Source organism: Pseudomonas sp. BN606 (genome assembly GCF_029873115.1).
GTDB lineage: Bacteria > Pseudomonadota > Gammaproteobacteria > Pseudomonadales > Pseudomonadaceae > Metapseudomonas.
The window spans coordinates 160,324-175,966 of the sequence record NZ_SSOF01000074.1 but is presented as its reverse complement, the minus strand read 5'-3'; the positions used below and the strand labels follow the sequence as shown (position 1 = coordinate 175,966).

Below are 15,643 nucleotides of genomic sequence, written 5' to 3'. Positions count from 1 at the left end.
TCCTTGGCGGGGAGCGGCAGTCTGTCAGGGGTAACCCAGGACGGCCTTGATCTGTTGCAGGTTAGCGGCGATCCAGCGCTTGTCGATGGGCCCCCAGTTGCGGATCACGTAGTGTCCGGCGTTGTTGCGCTCGCCTTCGGACTGTTCGAAGTGGCAGTCAATATCCAGTTCCGCCAGGGCCAGCAGGGTATCCTGGGCGGTGCGGCGCGGCATGCCTGTGGCGTCCATGAGGGCCGGAATGCTGGTGGCGGTGCCGCTGTCGATCAGCCAGGCGACGTAAAGGCGGCGGTAGAAGCTGGACTTGGTTTTGCTGATTTCCATGGGCATGCCCTGCGTGGCGGACGGTGCAATGAACGAGGCCCGCAATAGCGGGCCTCGTTGGGGTTACAGGCTGGCGATTCGGCCGCGCTGTTCGGTCAGGTTGGCCAGGGCCTGTTCGGCCTCGGCCAACTTGGCGCGCTCCTTCTCGATCACCTCTGCCGGAGCCTTGGCAACGAAACCTTCGTTGCCCAGCTTGCCGCCGACACGCTTCACCTCGCCGTCCAGACGCTGGATTTCCTTGTCCAGGCGGGCGAGCTCGGCGTCCTTGTCGATCAGGCCGGCCATGGGCACCAGCACCTGCATGTCGCCTACGAGGGCAGTGGCGGACATCGGTGCTTCTTCGCCAGTGGCCAGGACGCGGATGGTCTCGAGCTTGGCCAGCTTCTTCAGTAGCGGTTCGTTGTCGGCCAGGCGGCGACGGTCTTCATCGCTGGCGTTGGCGAGGATGACGTCGATGCGCTTGGCCATGGAGATGTTCATCTCGCCACGGATCTGTCGCACGCCGAGCATGAAGGCCTTGACCCACTCGATGTCGCCTTCGGCAGCGGCGTCAATGCGCTCTTCCACGGCCACCGGCCAGGGCTCGAGCATCAGGGTGGCGCCGCTCTTGCCGGCCTGGCCCTTGATGCGCTGCCAGATCTCTTCGGTGATGAAGGGCATGAAGGGGTGCGCCAGGCGCAGGGCCACTTCCAGCACGCGGATCAGGGTGCGGCGGGTGCCGCGCTGGCGCTCGATGGGTGCGTTCTCGTCCCACAGCACCGGCTTGACCAGTTCCAGGTACCAGGCGCAGTACTGGTCCCAGATGAACTCGTAGAGGGTCTGGGCGGCCAGGTCGAAGCGGAAGGCATCGAGGTGTCGGGTCACTTCGGCTTCGGTGCGTTGCAGGGCGGAGATGATCCAGCGGTCGACCGAGGACAGCTCGACCGGCTCGTCATTCACGCCGGTGTCCTGGCCATCGGTGTTCTCGATGACGAAGTTGGCGGCGTTCCACAGCTTGTTGCAGAAGTTGCGGTAGCCTTCGACGCGGCCCATGTCGAACTTCACGTCGCGGCCGGTGGAGGCCAGCGAGAGGAAGGTAAAGCGCAGGGCGTCGGTGCCGTAGCTGTTGATGCCTTCGGGGAACTCGGCCTTGGTCTGCTTGGCGATCTTCTCGGCCAGCTTGGGCTGCATCATGCCGCTGGTGCGTTTTTCCAGCAGGGTGTCGAGGTCGATGCCGTCGACGATGTCCAGCGGGTCCAGGACGTTGCCCTTGGACTTGGACATCTTGTGGCCTTGGGAGTCGCGCACCAGGCCGTGGACGTATACGGTCTTGAACGGAACCTGCGGGGTGCCGTCTTCGTTCTTCACCAGGTGCATGGTCAGCATGATCATGCGGGCGACCCAGAAGAAGATGATGTCGAAGCCGGTGACCAGCACGTTGGTGGGGTGGAAGGTCTTGAGGAACTCGGTCTGTTCCGGCCAGCCCAGGGTGGAGAAGGTCCACAGGCCCGAGCTGAACCAGGTGTCCAGCACGTCTTCGTCCTGGCGCAGGGCGATGTCGCCCAGGTTGTGCTTGGCGCGAACCTCGGCCTCGTCGCGGCCGACGTAAACGTTGCCGGCGTCGTCGTACCAGGCTGGAATGCGATGGCCCCACCAGAGCTGGCGGCTGATGCACCAGTCCTGGATGTCGCGCATCCATGAGAAGTACATGTTCTCGTACTGCTTGGGCACGAACTGGATGCGTCCATCTTCCACGGCGGCGATGGCAGGTTCCGCCAGTGGCTTGGTGGAGACGTACCACTGGTCGGTCAGCCAGGGTTCGATGACGGTGCCGGAGCGGTCGCCCTTGGGCACTTTCAGCGCGTGGTCTTCGATCTTTTCCAGCAAGCCGAGTTGCTCGAAGGCCTCGACGATGCGTTTGCGTGCGTCGAAACGGTCAAGGCCGGCGTATTGCTCGGGCAGGCTGCCGTCGTACTGGTCATTGACGCTGCCGTCGAGGTTGAACACCTGGGCGGTGGCGAGTACCGCGGCGTCCTTGTCGAAGATGTTGATCAGCGGCAGGTTGTGGCGCTTGCCGACTTCATAGTCGTTGAAGTCATGGGCCGGGGTGATCTTCACGCAGCCGGTGCCGAACTCGGGGTCGCAGTACTCGTCGGCGATGATCGGAATGCGGCGGCCCACCAAGGGCAGTTCGACGAAGGTGCCGATCAGGTTCTTGTAGCGCTCGTCTTCCGGGTGAACGGCAACGGCGCTGTCGCCCAGCATGGTTTCCGGGCGGGTGGTGGCGACGATCAGGTAGTCCTTGCCGTCGGCGGTCTTGTGGCCGTCGGCCAGCGGGTAGCGCAGGTTCCAGAGGCTGCCCTTCTCGTCATGGTTTTCCACTTCGAGGTCGGAGATGGCGGTGTGGAACTTGGTGTCCCAGTTGACCAGGCGCTTGCCGCGGTAGATCAGGCCGTCTTCATGCAGGCGCACGAAGGCTTCCTTGACCGCATCGGACAGGCCGTCGTCCATGGTGAAGCGTTCGCGCGTCCAGTCAACGGAGGAGCCGAGGCGGCGAATCTGGCGGGTGATGGTGCCGCCGGACTGTTCCTTCCATTCCCAGACCTTCTCGAGGAATTTCTCGCGGCCGAGGTCATGACGGCTGACGCCTTGGGCGGACAGCTGGCGCTCCACCACCATCTGGGTGGCGATGCCGGCATGGTCGGTGCCCGGCTGCCACAGGGTGTTGCGACCCTGCATGCGGCGGAAGCGGATCAGGGCGTCCATGATGGCGTTGTTGAAGCCATGACCCATGTGCAGGCTGCCGGTCACGTTCGGCGGCGGGATCATGATGGTGTACGGGTCGCCGGAACCTTGCGGGGCGAAGTAGTTGTTCTTCTCCCAGGTCTGGTACCAGGAAGTTTCAATGGCGTGGGGCTGGTAGGTCTTGTCCATGGTTCGGCGGGGACCCTAGAGGCGTCTGAACGGGAAAACGGGAGAGTATAACGGCAACGGACCCTCGAAAGAATTGGCGTGCGTTGCCGGTGGCACCCGGCGGTTGCCGGGCGGGTCGGATCACTGCCGGCGAGGCGGCAGTAGGCGAGTCAGGCGCGCTTCGAGGCGGCGTTTGAGCTCGGCCTCGATCTGCGGCACGAAATCGTCGATCACGTCCTGCAGGATCAGCTGCGCGGCGGCGCGGAGTTCGCTGTCCAGGCGGGCCAGTTCCGGGTTGCCAGCCGGCGTCATGCGCTGGCGGATCGCCTCGGCCATCTGCGTGGGGGCGGGGGCTGGCGTAGCTGTGGGCGCCGACGCGACGGGGGCAGCCTGGAGCACGGACTGCTGCGGCGGTGAAGGAGGTGTGGCCGGCGGTACGGGCACGGGTTCGACTATTTCCGACAGCAGCGGGATGTCATCGACATCCAGGGTTTCGGTGAGCAATGGTGGTTCGGCGTCGCCGGGCTCGTCATCGAGCAGGGCACGAATGGATTCGAGGTCGTCCAGCAGGTTCGCCGGTTTTTGGGGGGGCTTGGGGGTGTCCATCAGTGCGGTATGGCTAGAGTTCGACTCGTTTCGGATCATAGCCCCGCTGCCGGTAGCTACGGAAATTCTCCCGGCAGGCGGCAAGCAGGTCGGGTTCCTGGTTGACGATCTCGATGATCCGGCTGAAGTGCTCGACGTGAGGGGAGATGGTCGAGGCGAGGTTGATCAGCAGGCCCTGCTGGATTACAGGTGCTTCGTCCAGAGCCAGCACCACCGGGGCATTGGCGTCGTCGTCGATCAGGCTGTGGGGAATGAAGCTTTCGGCGCGAAAACGCCAGAGCAGTGCGTCCAGCTCATCGCGCTGGGCGGCATCGGTGCAACGTACGAGGACTGGCAGCCCATGCCGCCAGCCCTTGGCAGCCAACTGGCAGGCCGCGCGCAGGCGGTCTGCCGGGTTGGCCGAGGAGAGCACGTAAAACTCAACTCTCACTTGATGCGGTCCAGCAGGTACTGGGTGAGCAGGGGAACCGGACGGCCGGTAGCGCCTTTATCCTTGCCGCCGCTGACCCAGGCAGTGCCGGCGATGTCCAGGTGCGCCCAGTGGAACTTCTTGGCAAAGCGCGACAGGAAGCAGCCAGCGGTGATGGTGCCGGCCTTCGGACCACCGATGTTGGCGATGTCGGCGAATGGGCTGTCCAGTTGCTCCTGGTACTCGTCGAACAGTGGCAGTTGCCAGGCGCGGTCGTCGGCGTATTCACCAGCCTTGAGGATCTGCTTCACCAGCGCGTCGTTGTTACCCATCAGTCCCGAGGTGTTGCTGCCAAGGGCAACGATGCAGGCGCCAGTGAGGGTGGCAATGTCGATCACCGCCTGCGGCTTGAAGCGCTCGGCGTAGGTCAGGGTGTCACACAGCACCAGACGGCCTTCGGCGTCGGTGTTGAGGATCTCGACGGTCTGGCCGCTCATGGTGGTGACGATGTCACCCGGGCGGGTGGCGCCGCCGCTGGGCATGTTCTCGGCACAGGCCAGCAGGCCGACCAGATTGATTGGCAGTTGCAGCTCCAGTACGGCGCGGAAGGTACCGAGTACGCTGGCGGCGCCGCACATGTCGTACTTCATTTCGTCCATGCCGGCCGCCGGCTTGATGCTGATGCCGCCGGTGTCGAAGGTGATGCCCTTGCCGACCAGGGCGAAGGGTTTGTCGTCCTTCTTGGCGCCCTGGTAATTGAGCACGATCATCCGCGGCGGTTGCTCGCTACCCTGGGCCACGGCGAGGAAGGCGCCGGCGCCAAGTTCCTTGAGCTTCTTCTCGTCGAGCACTTCGACCTTGAGGTTCTTGTGCGCCTTGGCCAGGGTCTTGGCTTCCTCGGCAATGAAGCTGGGGTGGCAGAGGTTCGGCGGCAGGTTGCCGAGGTCGCGGGTGAAGGCCATGCCGGTAGCGATGGCCTGGGCATGCACGCTGCCGCGTTCGGCCTCGGCCTGGTCGGCCTTCTCCACCAGCACGGTGACTTTCTTCAGCGCCCTGGGCTCAGCCTTCTGGCTCTTGAAGCGGTCGAAGACGTAGCCGCCATCGGCCAGGGTTTCCACCATCAGACGGGCCTTGCCATAGGCGTCGCGGCCTTTGACGGCCAGTTCGGCCAGGGCCAGGGCTGCGTCGCTGCCGCCGAGGCCTTTCAGCACGCCGTTCACGGCGGCGATCATTTTGCGGAACTGGCGGTCAGAGAGTTCGCGCTCCTTGCCACTGCCCACCAGCAGTACGCGCTCGGCCTTGAGATTGGGGAGGCTGTGCAGGAGCAGGGTCTGGCCCACCTTGCCAGCGATATCGCCGCGCTTGAGCAGGGTGGTGATGGCACCGCCAGCTGCGGCATCAACGGCCTTGGCGGCTTCGCCCAGCTTGCGTCCTTCGCCGACAGCAACGACCAGCGTGGCGGTTTTCAGGGTTTCCAGACGGGCGCTTTTGACAAGGAATTCCATGACATGTGTCCCCAAGACAAAGAGCCGGGATTGACGGATAATGCCGGCTATTTTTTCAGTGGCCCGTCAGAACGGCGGGCTGGCCATAAAGCGGCTAGTTTGAGCGTAGCCGCGTGAGCCTGACAACCCTGGAGTGTCTGGTTTGATTGTCTTCCGTTATCTCTCCCGCGAAGTCCTGGTCACCCTGAGTGCGGTCAGCGCCGTGCTGCTGGTGATCATCATGAGCGGCCGTTTCATCAAGTATCTGGCGCAAGCCGCACAGGGGGCGCTGGACCCTGGCGTGCTGTTCATGATCATGGGCTTCCGGATACCCGGTTTCCTCCAGTTGATCCTCCCTCTGGGATTGTTTCTCGGTTTTCTGCTGGCCTACGGCCGCCTGTATCTCGAAAGCGAAATGACCGTGCTCAGCGCTACCGGCATGAGCCAACAGCGCCTGATGATCTACAGTCTCGCTCCTGCGCTGCTGGTGGCACTGCTGGTGGCCTGGCTGAGCCTGGGCCTGGCGCCTCAGGGCGTTGGCCAGGTGGCTCGCATCCTCAACGAGCAGGATGCCCTGACCGAACTGGATACCTTGGTTCCCGGACGTTTCCAGGCGCTAAAGGGGGGCGGCCGGGTGACCTACACCGAGACGCTCTCCTCTGATCGTGGCGAGCTGGGTGGCGTGTTCATCTCCGAGAAGCGCATTTCGCGCCAGGACGGCAAGGATCGTGGCATTGGCGTGCTGGTGGCTGAGAAGGGGCATCAGGAAGTCCAGCCGGATGGCAGTCGTTACCTGATCCTCAAGAATGGCTACCGCTACGACGGCAACCCCGGCAAGGCCGACTACCGCATCATCCAGTACGAAACCTACGGTGTGCTGCTGCCCAAGCCCGAGATATCGTCCGAGATCGGCGAGCGCGAGGCAGTGCCCACCTCCGAGCTGATCGGTAGCAATGATCCGCGCTACCAGGCCGAGCTTCAGTGGCGCTTGTCGATCCCGCTGCTGGTGTTCGTCGTCACCCTGCTGGCGGTGCCGCTGTCCAGGGTCAATCCGCGCCAGGGTCGTTTCCTCAAGCTGCTCCCGGCCATCCTTCTGTATATGGCGTACCTGGCCTTGCTGATCGCTGCGCGCGGACAGCTGGACAAGGGGCGCATTCCCATGGCCCTCGGCCTGTGGTGGGTACACGCACTGTTCATCGTGGTCGGCCTGCTGTTGTTGTACTGGGAGCCTCTGCGCCTGAAGTGGGCGGCTCGTCGTGATGTCCGTGAGGTGGCCCATGGTTAGGTTGGATCGTTACATCGGCACTAGCGTGTTCTTCGGCATCCTTGCGGTGCTGGGGATCATCGTGAGCCTTGCAGCGCTGTTCGCGTTTATCGATGAACTGGGCGACGTTGGGGGCGACTACGATGTGCTCGCCGCTGCCTGGTACGTCTTCCTCACATTGCCGCGTCGCGTCTACGACATGCTGCCGATGGCGGCGCTGATCGGTAGCCTGATCGGTCTCGGTACCCTGGCCAGCAGCAGCGAGCTGACCGTGATGCGCGCAGCTGGCGTTTCGATCGGCCGTATCGTCTGGGCGGTGATGAAGCCCATGCTGGTGTTGATGCTGGTGGGCATACTGATTGGCGAGTACGTCGCGCCGTGGAGCGAGAACCTGGCCCAGGCCAATCGCTCACTGGCCCAGGGCGGTGGGGATGCACAAAGCTCCAAGCGCGGTCTCTGGCATCGCCAGGGCGAAGAGTTCGTCCACATCAACGCCGTGCAGCCCAATGGTGTGCTCTATGGTGTGACCCGATATCGCTTCGATGGCGAGCGCCATATGCAGTCCGCCAGCTTCGCCAAGCGTGCGTTGTTCCAGGGTGATTTTTGGCAGCTGGAAGATGTGACCACTACACATTTCCGTGGCGATCACACTGAAGTACTCAACAGTGTCACCGAGCGCTGGAATATCGAACTCAAGCCAGAGCTGCTCGGCACCGTTGTGATGGAGCCCGAGGCGCTGTCGATTTCCGGACTATGGCGTTACACCCATTACCTGGCGGAGCAGGGGCTGAACAACGGCCGCTACTGGCTGGCGTTCTGGACCAAGGTGCTGCAGCCTCTGGTTACGGCGGCCCTTGTGTTGATGGCGATTTCCTTCATCTTCGGCCCACTGCGTTCGGTAACCCTGGGGCAGCGTGTGTTCACCGGTGTCGTTATCGGTTTCGTGGTGCGTATCAGCCAGGATCTGCTCGGGCCTTCGAGTCTGGTATTTGGCTTCTCGCCGCTCTTCGCTGTTCTGGTGCCGGCGGGCGTCTGCGCCCTGGCAGGTGTCTGGTTGCTGAGGCGTGCGGGCTGACCCCGAATCGACGCAAGAAAAAGCCGGCTTTTGCCGGCTTTTTTCATGAGGTCATTTCTTGTGCGCGTCCTTGGGAATGCGGACGATCCGGGTCTCGGAATAGATGTCATGCCAGGTGCGCTTCTCCTTGTCCCACAGGCTCCAGAGGAAGCCCAGGCCAAGTGCCAGCCAGGAGCCGATGGCAATGACGAAGCGCAGCAGGGCCTGCCACAGGCTGATGGCCGAACCATCCTTATTCTGTACGCGAATGCCCCAGACCTGCATGCCGAGGGTCTGGCCGTTGTGGGTCCAGAACTTGGCGAAGAATCCGAACAGGGCAAACACCAGCAGCGTGGAGAGTACCGGGTCGCCGGAGAGCGCGCCCTGGTCGGCCAGTTGACGCAGATGCTCGCCACCGTAGATCAGGCGGAGTAAGACCTGTTGATAGATCAGGGTGACCACCATCAGCAGGGCAACGCAGAGGAGGAAGTCGTAGAAGATCGCGGCGAAGCGGCGAACCAGCCCGGCGGAGGGGAAGTCCCCCTGGGGGCGCAGCTGATGTTTCGGCATTGCGGGCTCTTGGCGTGTGGAGGGCGCGCCATTCTAGCAGCCGACTAGCAGACACAAAAAAGCCCCTGATGTTTCCATCAGGGGCTTTCGGCGAAGCTCAGGTAGTTAGTTAACTACCTGAACCTTGTCAGCCTGCATACCTTTCTGGCCTTGAACGGCTTCGAAGGTAACCTTCTGGCCTTCTTTCAGGCTACGGAAGCCGGAGCCTTCGATGGCGCGGAAGTGAACGAACAGATCCGGGCCGCTTTCCGGGGTGATGAAACCAAAACCTTTCTCGTCGTTGAACCATTTGACGGTGCCGGTTTGACGATTCGACATATCTTTTTCCTTGAAACTGAAGTTGATGACAGCCTGCTGTTCACTGATGCGCCAGAAGGGCTGGAACTGGTTGCAAAGAGGTAAGAGAAGTCGAGCGGGATGTAGCGGATCTGGTGATCTACCGCATCAGGTCACGATTCAACAGCGACCCATGCAAACACAGTTGGCCAACTCTACGCTAAGTTTCCCGGAAATGCCAAGCCCCGAAAGACCAATATTTATGGGCGGGAGAAGGGCCCCGGACGGGCGGAAAGTTGGGGGGAGAAAGCCTAGGACAGGCTTGAAGATATCGTGGTGCCCCGGGAGAGACTCGAACTCTCACTCTGTCGCCAGAAACGGATTTTGAATCCGCCGCGTCTACCATTCCGCCACCGGGGCACGATGGCGGCGCAGTATAGGGAGACGCTCTGAGTCGGTCAATCCGTCTGCGTGGTCAGAAACGGGCATTTCCTGTACTATCTGCGCCCCTGCGATACGACCTCCCACCATGCGCGTAGCCGACTTCCACTTCGAGCTCCCTGAAGCTCTTATTGCCCGTCATCCACTGGCCGAGCGTCGCGCCAGTCGCCTCCTTGTACTGAACGGCGAATCGGGTGCACTGAGCCATCGTCATTTCTCCGACCTCCTGGAATACCTGCGTCCGGGTGATCTGATGGTGTTCAACAACACTCGGGTCATTCCTGCACGGCTGTTCGGCCAGAAGGCTTCAGGCGGCAGGCTCGAGATTCTTGTCGAACGCGTGCTGGACAGCCATCGCGTACTGGCCCACGTGCGTTCCAGTAAGTCGCCCAAGCCCGGCTCGATCCTGCAGATCGATGGCGGTGGGGAGGCCGAGATGGTTGCTCGCCATGATGCGTTGTTCGAACTGAAGTTCGCCGAAGAAGTGCTGCCGCTGCTTGACAGGGTCGGCCACATGCCGCTGCCGCCCTATATAGACAGGCCTGACGAAGACGCCGATCGCGAGCGTTACCAGACCGTCTACGCGCGCCACGCCGGGGCCGTTGCAGCGCCTACGGCAGGGCTGCATTTCGACCAGGATCTGCTTGAGGCCATTTCCGCCAAAGGGGTGGCGAGTGCCTTCGTCACGCTGCACGTCGGGGCAGGTACTTTCCAGCCAGTAAGGGTCGAGCGCATCGAGGATCACCACATGCACCGCGAGTGGCTCGAAGTGGGCCAGGATGTGGTCGAAGCCGTTGCTGCCTGCCGTGCTCGTGGAGGAAGGGTGGTCGCTGTAGGAACCACCAGCGTGCGCTCCCTGGAAAGTGCGGCGCGGGACGGCCTGCTCAAGGCCTTCAGCGGCGACACCGATATTTTCCTGTACCCCGGCCGACCCTTCCATGTGGTCGACGCCTTGGTTACCAATTTCCATTTGCCCGAATCCACCCTGCTGATGCTGGTTTCCGCCTTTGCTGGCTATCCAGAGACCATGGCTGCCTACGCTGCAGCAGTGGAGCAGGGCTACCGATTCTTCAGTTACGGTGATGCCATGTTCATCACCCGCAATCCCGCCCCCCGCGGGCCCGAGGACCAAGCATGACGCGCACCTGCCGGATGAACTTCGAGCTGCTGGCTACCGATGGCAAGGCCCGTCGTGGCCGCCTGACCTTCCCCCGGGGGGTTGTCGAGACGCCCGCCTTCATGCCTGTAGGAACCTACGGCACCGTGAAGGGGATGTTGCCGCGCGATATCGAAGGGATCGGCGCGCAGATCATCCTTGGCAATACCTTCCACCTCTGGCTGCGGCCGGGCATGGAGGTGATCAAGCGCCATGGCGACCTGCACGACTTCATGCAGTGGCAGGGTCCAATCCTCACCGACTCCGGTGGCTTCCAGGTGTTCAGTCTGGGTGCCATGCGCAAGATCAAGGAGGAGGGCGTGACATTCGCCTCGCCGGTGGATGGCGCGAAAGTGTTCATGGGGCCCGAGGAATCCATGCAGGTCCAGCGCGACTTGGGGTCCGACATCGTGATGATCTTCGACGAATGCACGCCTTATCCGGCGGACTTCGATACGGCCAGGCGTTCCATGGAGCTTTCCCTGCGTTGGGCAAAGCGCTCCAAGGTCGCCCATGGTGAAAGCACTGCCGCGCTGTTTGGGATCGTCCAGGGTGGCATGCACGAAGAGCTGCGCATGCGCTCCCTGGAAGGCCTCAGTGAAATCGGCTTCGATGGCTTGGCCATCGGTGGCCTGTCGGTAGGCGAACCGAAGGACGAGATGATTCGTGTGCTGGACTACCTGCCCGGGCAGATGCCGGCAGACAAGCCGCGCTACCTCATGGGGGTGGGCAAGCCGGAGGATCTGGTGGAGGGTGTGCGCCGCGGAGTGGACATGTTCGACTGCGTGATGCCGACGCGCAACGCGCGAAATGGCCACCTGTTCATCGACACCGGCGTGCTGAAAATCCGCAACTCAGTGCATAAGCATGACGAGTCTCCGCTGGACCCGACTTGCGACTGTTACACCTGCAAACACTTCTCGCGCGCCTATCTCCATCATTTGGACAAATGCGGCGAAATGCTCGGCAGCATGTTGAATACAATCCACAACTTGCGGCATTACCAGCGCCTGATGGCTGGTTTGCGCGAGGCTATCCAACAGGGTAAATTGGCCGCCTTTGTCGATGCCTTCTACGCCAAGCGCGGACTACCGACTCCGCCCCTGGACTGATAAAGCCGCATATCCAGAGTCGATTTTTTTAAATTTCCGCAACAGGAGTGCTACATGAGCTTTCTGATTCCCGCCGCCTATGCCGACGCCGCTGCGCCGGCCGCCGCTGCAGGCCCTGCCGGTACCGGCTTCGAGTGGGTTTTCCTGATCGGTTTCCTGGTCATCTTCTATCTGATGATCTGGCGTCCCCAGGCCAAGCGCGCCAAGGAGCACAAAAACCTCCTGGGCAGTCTGCAGAAGGGTGATGAAGTGGTCACCTCCGGCGGCATTGCCGGCAAGGTCACCAAGGTCACCGATGACTTCGTGGTCATCGAAGTGTCTGACAGCGTAGAGCTGAAGTTCCAGAAGGCGGCTATCGCGGCGACCCTGCCGAAGGGCACGCTGAAAGCCATCTGACAGATACATGGATCAACACCGACGGGGCGCCATCAGGCGCCCCGCTTCATAACGGGCGGAGTCATGCTCAACAAGTATCCACTGTGGAAATATCTGCTGATCCTGGCGGTGCTGGCGATCGGCCTGGTCTATTCCGCACCCAATCTCTATCCGGATGATCCGGCGATCCAGATCAGCGGCACCAGTACCGCGCTGAAGATCCAGCAATCCGACCTGGACAGGGCGACCGTAGCCCTCAAGCAAGCGGGCATCGAGCTCAAGTCTTCCAGTGTCAGCGAGCGCGGCGGTCTGCTGCGCCTGACCAAGCTGGGTGATCAGCTGCCGGCCAAGGATGTAGTGCGCAAGACCCTTGGTGATGACTACGTAGTCGCACTCAACCTGGCCCCGACCACTCCGGATTGGCTGCGCAAACTCGGCGCCGCGCCGATGAAGCTCGGTCTCGACCTCTCTGGTGGTGTGCATTTCCTGCTGGAAGTGGACATGGAGAAGGCTGTCGACGCGCGTCTGAAGATCTATGAGGGCGAAGTTCGTACCCTGCTGCGCAAAGAGCGAATCCGTTACCGCAGCCTGCCGGCCCAGGAGAACGGCTTCCAGCTTGGCTTCACCGACCAGGAGTCCCTGGACAAGGCGCAGTCGCTGATCCGCAAGAGCTTCAACGACTTCCAGCTGACCACCACCGCGCGTGGCGATCAGCAGGTCCTACAGTTGGTCCTGACCCAGGCCAAGCTGGCTGAGATCCGCGAATACTCCATCAAGCAGAACCTGACCACCGTTCGTAACCGTGTGAACGAACTGGGTGTTGCCGAGCCGCTGGTGCAGCGCCAGGGCGCGAACCGTATCGTGGTCGAACTCCCGGGCGTACAGGACACTGCCGAAGCCAAGCGTATCCTCGGCAAGACTGCCAACCTGGAGTTCCGCCTGGCTGCTGAACCGACGGCCAGCAAGGCCTCTACCGAATCCTTCGAGTTTCGTGAGCCGGGTCGTCCGCCGGTGCCGCTGGAGCGCGGCCTGATCATCACTGGTGACCAGGTGACCGACGCCCAGGCGAGCTACGACGAGAACGGGCGTCCGCAGGTGAATATCCGTCTCGACGGCCACGGCGGCGAACTGATGAGCCGCGCCACTCGCAACAACGTGGGTCGCAGCATGGCGGTGATCTTCATCGAGCAGCGCCCGGTTACCCGCTACGTGACCCAGGACGTCAAGGGCGTCCAGCAGGAAGTAGCGGTGCAGAGCTTCAAGGAAGAGAAGAAGATCATCAGCCTGGCGACCATCCAGTCGCCGCTGGGCAGCCAGTTCCGCATCACCGGCCTGAACGGCCAGGGCGAGTCCTCCGAACTGGCCCTGCTGCTGCGTGCCGGTGGCCTGGCTGCGCCGATGTACTTCGCTGAAGAGCGTACCATCGGCCCGAGCCTGGGTGCCGAGAACATCGTCAAGGGTATCGAATCCACCGAGTGGGCGATGGTCTTCGTATCGCTGTTCATCATGGCCATCTACCGCTTCTTTGGCTTCCTCGCCACCATCGCCCTGGCGTTCAACCTGGTGATGCTGGTCGGGCTGATGTCGGTGATCGGCGCAACCCTGACCCTGCCAGGTATCGCCGGTATCGTGCTGACCCTCGGCATGGCGGTGGACGCCAACGTGCTCATCTACTCGCGTATCCGCGAGGAGCTGAACAATGGCCTGTCGGTGCAGCGTGCGATTCACGAAGGTTTCGACCGTGCCTACACCGCGATCGTCGACAGTAACCTCACCACCCTGCTGGTGGGTGGCATCCTGTTCGCCCTCGGTACCGGTCCGATCAAGGGCTTTGCCGTGACCATGTCGCTGGGGATCATCACGTCGATGTTCACCGCCATCATGTTCACCCGCGGGATGGTCAACCTGATCTTCGGTGGCCGCAACTTCAAGAAACTGTGGATTTGAGGCCTGCCATGATCAAGTCAACCATCCGTTTCATGGCGATACGCAACGTTGCGTTCGCCATCACCGTGATCATCAGCCTGATTGGTATCGGCAGCCTGTTCGTCAAGGGCCTGAACTTCGGCCTGGACTTCACCGGCGGCACCCTGATCGAGCTGTCCTATGAGAAGCCGGCGAACCTCGAGCTGATCAAGCAGGAGTTGGGTCAGGTCGGATACAAGGACGCCATCGTTCAGAGCTTCGGTGCTTCGACCGATGTTCTGGTGCGTCTGGCCGGAGAAGATCCGCAGCTGGGTAACAAGGTGGCCGATGCCCTGCGCAAGGTGGATGCCGAGAGCAAGTTCGAGCTCAAGCGTGTCGAGTTCGTCGGCCCGCAGGTCGGTGAAGAGCTGCGTGACCAGGGTGGCCTGGCAATGCTGCTGGCCCTGGGTGGCATCCTGCTGTACCTGGCCTTCCGCTTCCAGTGGAAGTTCGGGGTGGGCGCTGTGGCCTCGCTGATCCACGACGTGATCGTCACCCTGGGTATCCTGGCGTTCTTCCAGATTCCCTTCGATCTCACTGTTCTGGCGGCGGTCCTGGCGATGATTGGCTACTCGCTGAACGACACCATCATCATCTTCGACCGTATTCGCGAGAACTTCCGTGTGCTGCGTCGTGCGGACCTGATCGAGAACATCGACGTGTCCTGCACCCAGACTCTGCTGCGGACTATCGCGACCTCGATGTCCACCGCTCTGGCGCTGTTCGCCCTGCTGATCTTCGGTGGGGACAGCCTGCACGGCTTCGCACTGTCGCTGCTGGTCGGTGTGGTCGTGGGTACCTACTCCTCGATCTATATCAGTGCTCCGGTGCTGATCTGGCTGGGGCTGTCTTCCGAGGACCTGATTCCGCCGGCGAATACCGCCGAAGCGGATGACCGTCCCTGAGGCGTTCCGTCCCTGAGAACGAGGCCCGGCAAATGCCGGGCCTCGTCGTTTCTGCTGTATGAGACTGTCGTTCCACTTATCGGAATATTCCCGTTGGTTTGGGAACTTGGCTTTTGTCCTCTTATCCAAGGCAGGGAGTAGGGCATGTAGGCCCGCTATGGATGATTCAGGAGGTTCAAGTGAACAAGTCGATGCTCGTCGGTGCTGTTTTGGGTGCGGTTGGTGTGACTGCCGGCGGCGCCGTGGCCACCTACAACCTGGTAGGTAAGAACGGCCCGGAGTATGCCGAAGTGCTCGCTGTCCAACCGATCAATGAAACCGTGAAGACTCCACGAGAGGTCTGCAACGATGTGGCGGTGACTCGTCAGCGTCCGGTCAAGGATCAGCATCAGATCGCCGGCACCGTCCTTGGTGCGGTTGCGGGCGGTTTGCTGGGCAACCAGGTCGGTGGCGGTAGCGGCAAGAAGATCGCCACGGTCGCTGGCGCCGTTGGTGGTGGTTACGCCGGCAACAAGGTGCAGGAGCATATGCAGGAAGGCGACACCTACACCACGACTGAAACCCGCTGCAAGACTGTCACGGACACCAGCGAGAGGCTGGTTGGTTATGACGTGAAGTATCAGCTGGATGGCAAGGTCGGCCAGGTGCGGATGGATCATGACCCGGGTCGTCAGATCCCGGTGACGGAAGAAGGTCAGTTGATCCTCAGCCAGCAGGGCGGTGGTATCCAGTCCCAGGGTGGCGGAGCGGGCGTTCAGCAGTAAGCTGGGCCCAAATAACAAAAAAACCCGGCCTTGGCCGGGTTTTTTCATG

General features: G+C 62.0%; 15 protein-coding genes and 1 tRNA gene. 8 read left to right on the top strand and 8 right to left on the bottom strand.

The window, feature by feature from the left end:
• Positions 1-24: 24 nt before the first annotated feature.
• From E8E75_RS16480 to E8E75_RS16460, 5 genes are all read right to left on the bottom strand, one after another.
• A complete protein-coding gene (locus E8E75_RS16480) occupies positions 25-321 on the bottom strand; it encodes a winged helix-turn-helix domain-containing protein (RefSeq protein ID WP_153922320.1) in 297 nt (98 codons plus the stop codon).
• A gap of 63 nt (positions 322-384) precedes the next feature.
• On the bottom strand, positions 385-3,234 hold the full coding sequence (locus tag E8E75_RS16475; protein ID WP_153922323.1) for a valine--tRNA ligase: 2,850 nt from the start codon (positions 3,232-3,234) through the stop codon (positions 385-387).
• A 120-nt stretch (positions 3,235-3,354) separates the two neighbouring features.
• Positions 3,355-3,819, bottom strand: a complete 465-nt coding sequence (locus E8E75_RS16470) for a DNA polymerase III subunit chi (protein ID WP_153922326.1) — start codon at positions 3,817-3,819, stop codon at positions 3,355-3,357.
• 13 nt (positions 3,820-3,832) lie between these two features.
• Positions 3,833-4,249: a DNA polymerase III subunit chi gene (locus E8E75_RS16465; protein WP_280359446.1), complete on the bottom strand. Its 417-nt coding sequence runs from the start codon at positions 4,247-4,249 to the stop codon at positions 3,833-3,835.
• Positions 4,246-5,733 carry a leucyl aminopeptidase gene (locus tag E8E75_RS16460; protein WP_153922328.1) on the bottom strand — a complete coding sequence of 496 codons (1,488 nt, stop codon included), beginning with the start codon at positions 5,731-5,733 and terminating at the stop codon, positions 4,246-4,248. The genes E8E75_RS16465 and E8E75_RS16460 overlap by 4 nt, the downstream gene beginning before the upstream one ends.
• A gap of 142 nt (positions 5,734-5,875) precedes the next feature.
• On the opposite strand from E8E75_RS16460, the gene lptF reads away from it, so the two are divergent.
• Both lptF and lptG read left to right on the top strand, forming a co-directional pair.
• Positions 5,876-6,997 carry an LPS export ABC transporter permease LptF gene (gene lptF / locus E8E75_RS16455; RefSeq protein ID WP_120652821.1) on the top strand — a complete coding sequence of 374 codons (1,122 nt, stop codon included), beginning with the start codon at positions 5,876-5,878 and terminating at the stop codon, positions 6,995-6,997.
• Complete coding sequence (gene lptG / locus E8E75_RS16450; protein WP_120652820.1) at positions 6,990-8,051, top strand: LPS export ABC transporter permease LptG; 1,062 nt, start codon at positions 6,990-6,992, stop codon at positions 8,049-8,051. The genes lptF and lptG overlap by 8 nt, the downstream gene beginning before the upstream one ends.
• Positions 8,052-8,102: 51 nt before the next feature.
• On the opposite strand, the gene E8E75_RS16445 is transcribed toward lptG, so the two are convergent.
• The 3 genes from E8E75_RS16445 to E8E75_RS16435 form a co-directional block, all read right to left on the bottom strand.
• Positions 8,103-8,600, bottom strand: a complete 498-nt coding sequence (locus E8E75_RS16445; protein ID WP_153922331.1) for an RDD family protein — start codon at positions 8,598-8,600, stop codon at positions 8,103-8,105.
• A gap of 105 nt (positions 8,601-8,705) precedes the next feature.
• Positions 8,706-8,918 carry a cold-shock protein gene (locus E8E75_RS16440; protein WP_016491057.1) on the bottom strand — a complete coding sequence of 71 codons (213 nt, stop codon included), beginning with the start codon at positions 8,916-8,918 and terminating at the stop codon, positions 8,706-8,708.
• Between the two features lie 292 nt (positions 8,919-9,210).
• Positions 9,211-9,296, bottom strand: a tRNA-Leu gene (locus tag E8E75_RS16435).
• Between the two features lie 109 nt (positions 9,297-9,405).
• Between E8E75_RS16435 and queA the strand changes: the two genes are divergently transcribed.
• From queA to E8E75_RS16405, 6 genes are all read left to right on the top strand, one after another.
• Positions 9,406-10,455, top strand: coding sequence for a tRNA preQ1(34) S-adenosylmethionine ribosyltransferase-isomerase QueA (gene queA / locus E8E75_RS16430; RefSeq protein WP_120652818.1), 1,050 nt, complete (start codon positions 9,406-9,408; stop codon positions 10,453-10,455).
• A gap of 14 nt (positions 10,456-10,469) precedes the next feature.
• Complete coding sequence (tgt, locus tag E8E75_RS16425; RefSeq protein ID WP_162945901.1) at positions 10,470-11,585, top strand: tRNA guanosine(34) transglycosylase Tgt; 1,116 nt, start codon at positions 10,470-10,472, stop codon at positions 11,583-11,585.
• Positions 11,586-11,639: 54 nt separating this feature from the next.
• The gene (gene yajC, locus E8E75_RS16420; protein ID WP_028628667.1) at positions 11,640-11,981 is read left to right on the top strand and encodes a preprotein translocase subunit YajC; all 342 of its coding nucleotides are present in this window, start codon (positions 11,640-11,642) and stop codon (positions 11,979-11,981) included.
• Between the two features lie 63 nt (positions 11,982-12,044).
• Complete coding sequence (gene secD / locus E8E75_RS16415) at positions 12,045-13,907, top strand: protein translocase subunit SecD (protein ID WP_153922333.1); 1,863 nt, start codon at positions 12,045-12,047, stop codon at positions 13,905-13,907.
• Positions 13,908-13,915: 8 nt separating this feature from the next.
• Entirely contained in the window at positions 13,916-14,830 is a 915-nt protein-coding gene (gene secF / locus E8E75_RS16410; RefSeq protein WP_153922336.1) for a protein translocase subunit SecF, read from the top strand.
• A 179-nt stretch (positions 14,831-15,009) separates the two neighbouring features.
• Positions 15,010-15,594: a glycine zipper 2TM domain-containing protein gene (locus tag E8E75_RS16405; RefSeq protein WP_120652814.1), complete on the top strand. Its 585-nt coding sequence runs from the start codon at positions 15,010-15,012 to the stop codon at positions 15,592-15,594.
• Positions 15,595-15,643: the final 49 nt, after the last annotated feature.

Coding starts and splice junctions, on each gene's coding strand:
- E8E75_RS16460 (WP_153922328.1), bottom strand. CDS start 5,733: ATGGAATTCCTTGTCAAAAGCGCCCGTCTGGAAACCCTGAAAACCGCC.
- tgt (WP_162945901.1), top strand. CDS start 10,470: ATGAACTTCGAGCTGCTGGCTACCGATGGCAAGGCCCGTCGTGGCCGC.
- E8E75_RS16480 (WP_153922320.1), bottom strand. CDS start 321: ATGGAAATCAGCAAAACCAAGTCCAGCTTCTACCGCCGCCTTTACGTC.
- E8E75_RS16475 (WP_153922323.1), bottom strand. CDS start 3,234: ATGGACAAGACCTACCAGCCCCACGCCATTGAAACTTCCTGGTACCAG.
- yajC (WP_028628667.1), top strand. CDS start 11,640: ATGAGCTTTCTGATTCCCGCCGCCTATGCCGACGCCGCTGCGCCGGCC.
- lptG (WP_120652820.1), top strand. CDS start 6,990: ATGGTTAGGTTGGATCGTTACATCGGCACTAGCGTGTTCTTCGGCATC.
- E8E75_RS16440 (WP_016491057.1), bottom strand. CDS start 8,918: ATGTCGAATCGTCAAACCGGCACCGTCAAATGGTTCAACGACGAGAAA.
- queA (WP_120652818.1), top strand. CDS start 9,406: ATGCGCGTAGCCGACTTCCACTTCGAGCTCCCTGAAGCTCTTATTGCC.
- secD (WP_153922333.1), top strand. CDS start 12,045: ATGCTCAACAAGTATCCACTGTGGAAATATCTGCTGATCCTGGCGGTG.
- E8E75_RS16470 (WP_153922326.1), bottom strand. CDS start 3,819: ATGGACACCCCCAAGCCCCCCCAAAAACCGGCGAACCTGCTGGACGAC.
- secF (WP_153922336.1), top strand. CDS start 13,916: ATGATCAAGTCAACCATCCGTTTCATGGCGATACGCAACGTTGCGTTC.
- E8E75_RS16445 (WP_153922331.1), bottom strand. CDS start 8,600: ATGCCGAAACATCAGCTGCGCCCCCAGGGGGACTTCCCCTCCGCCGGG.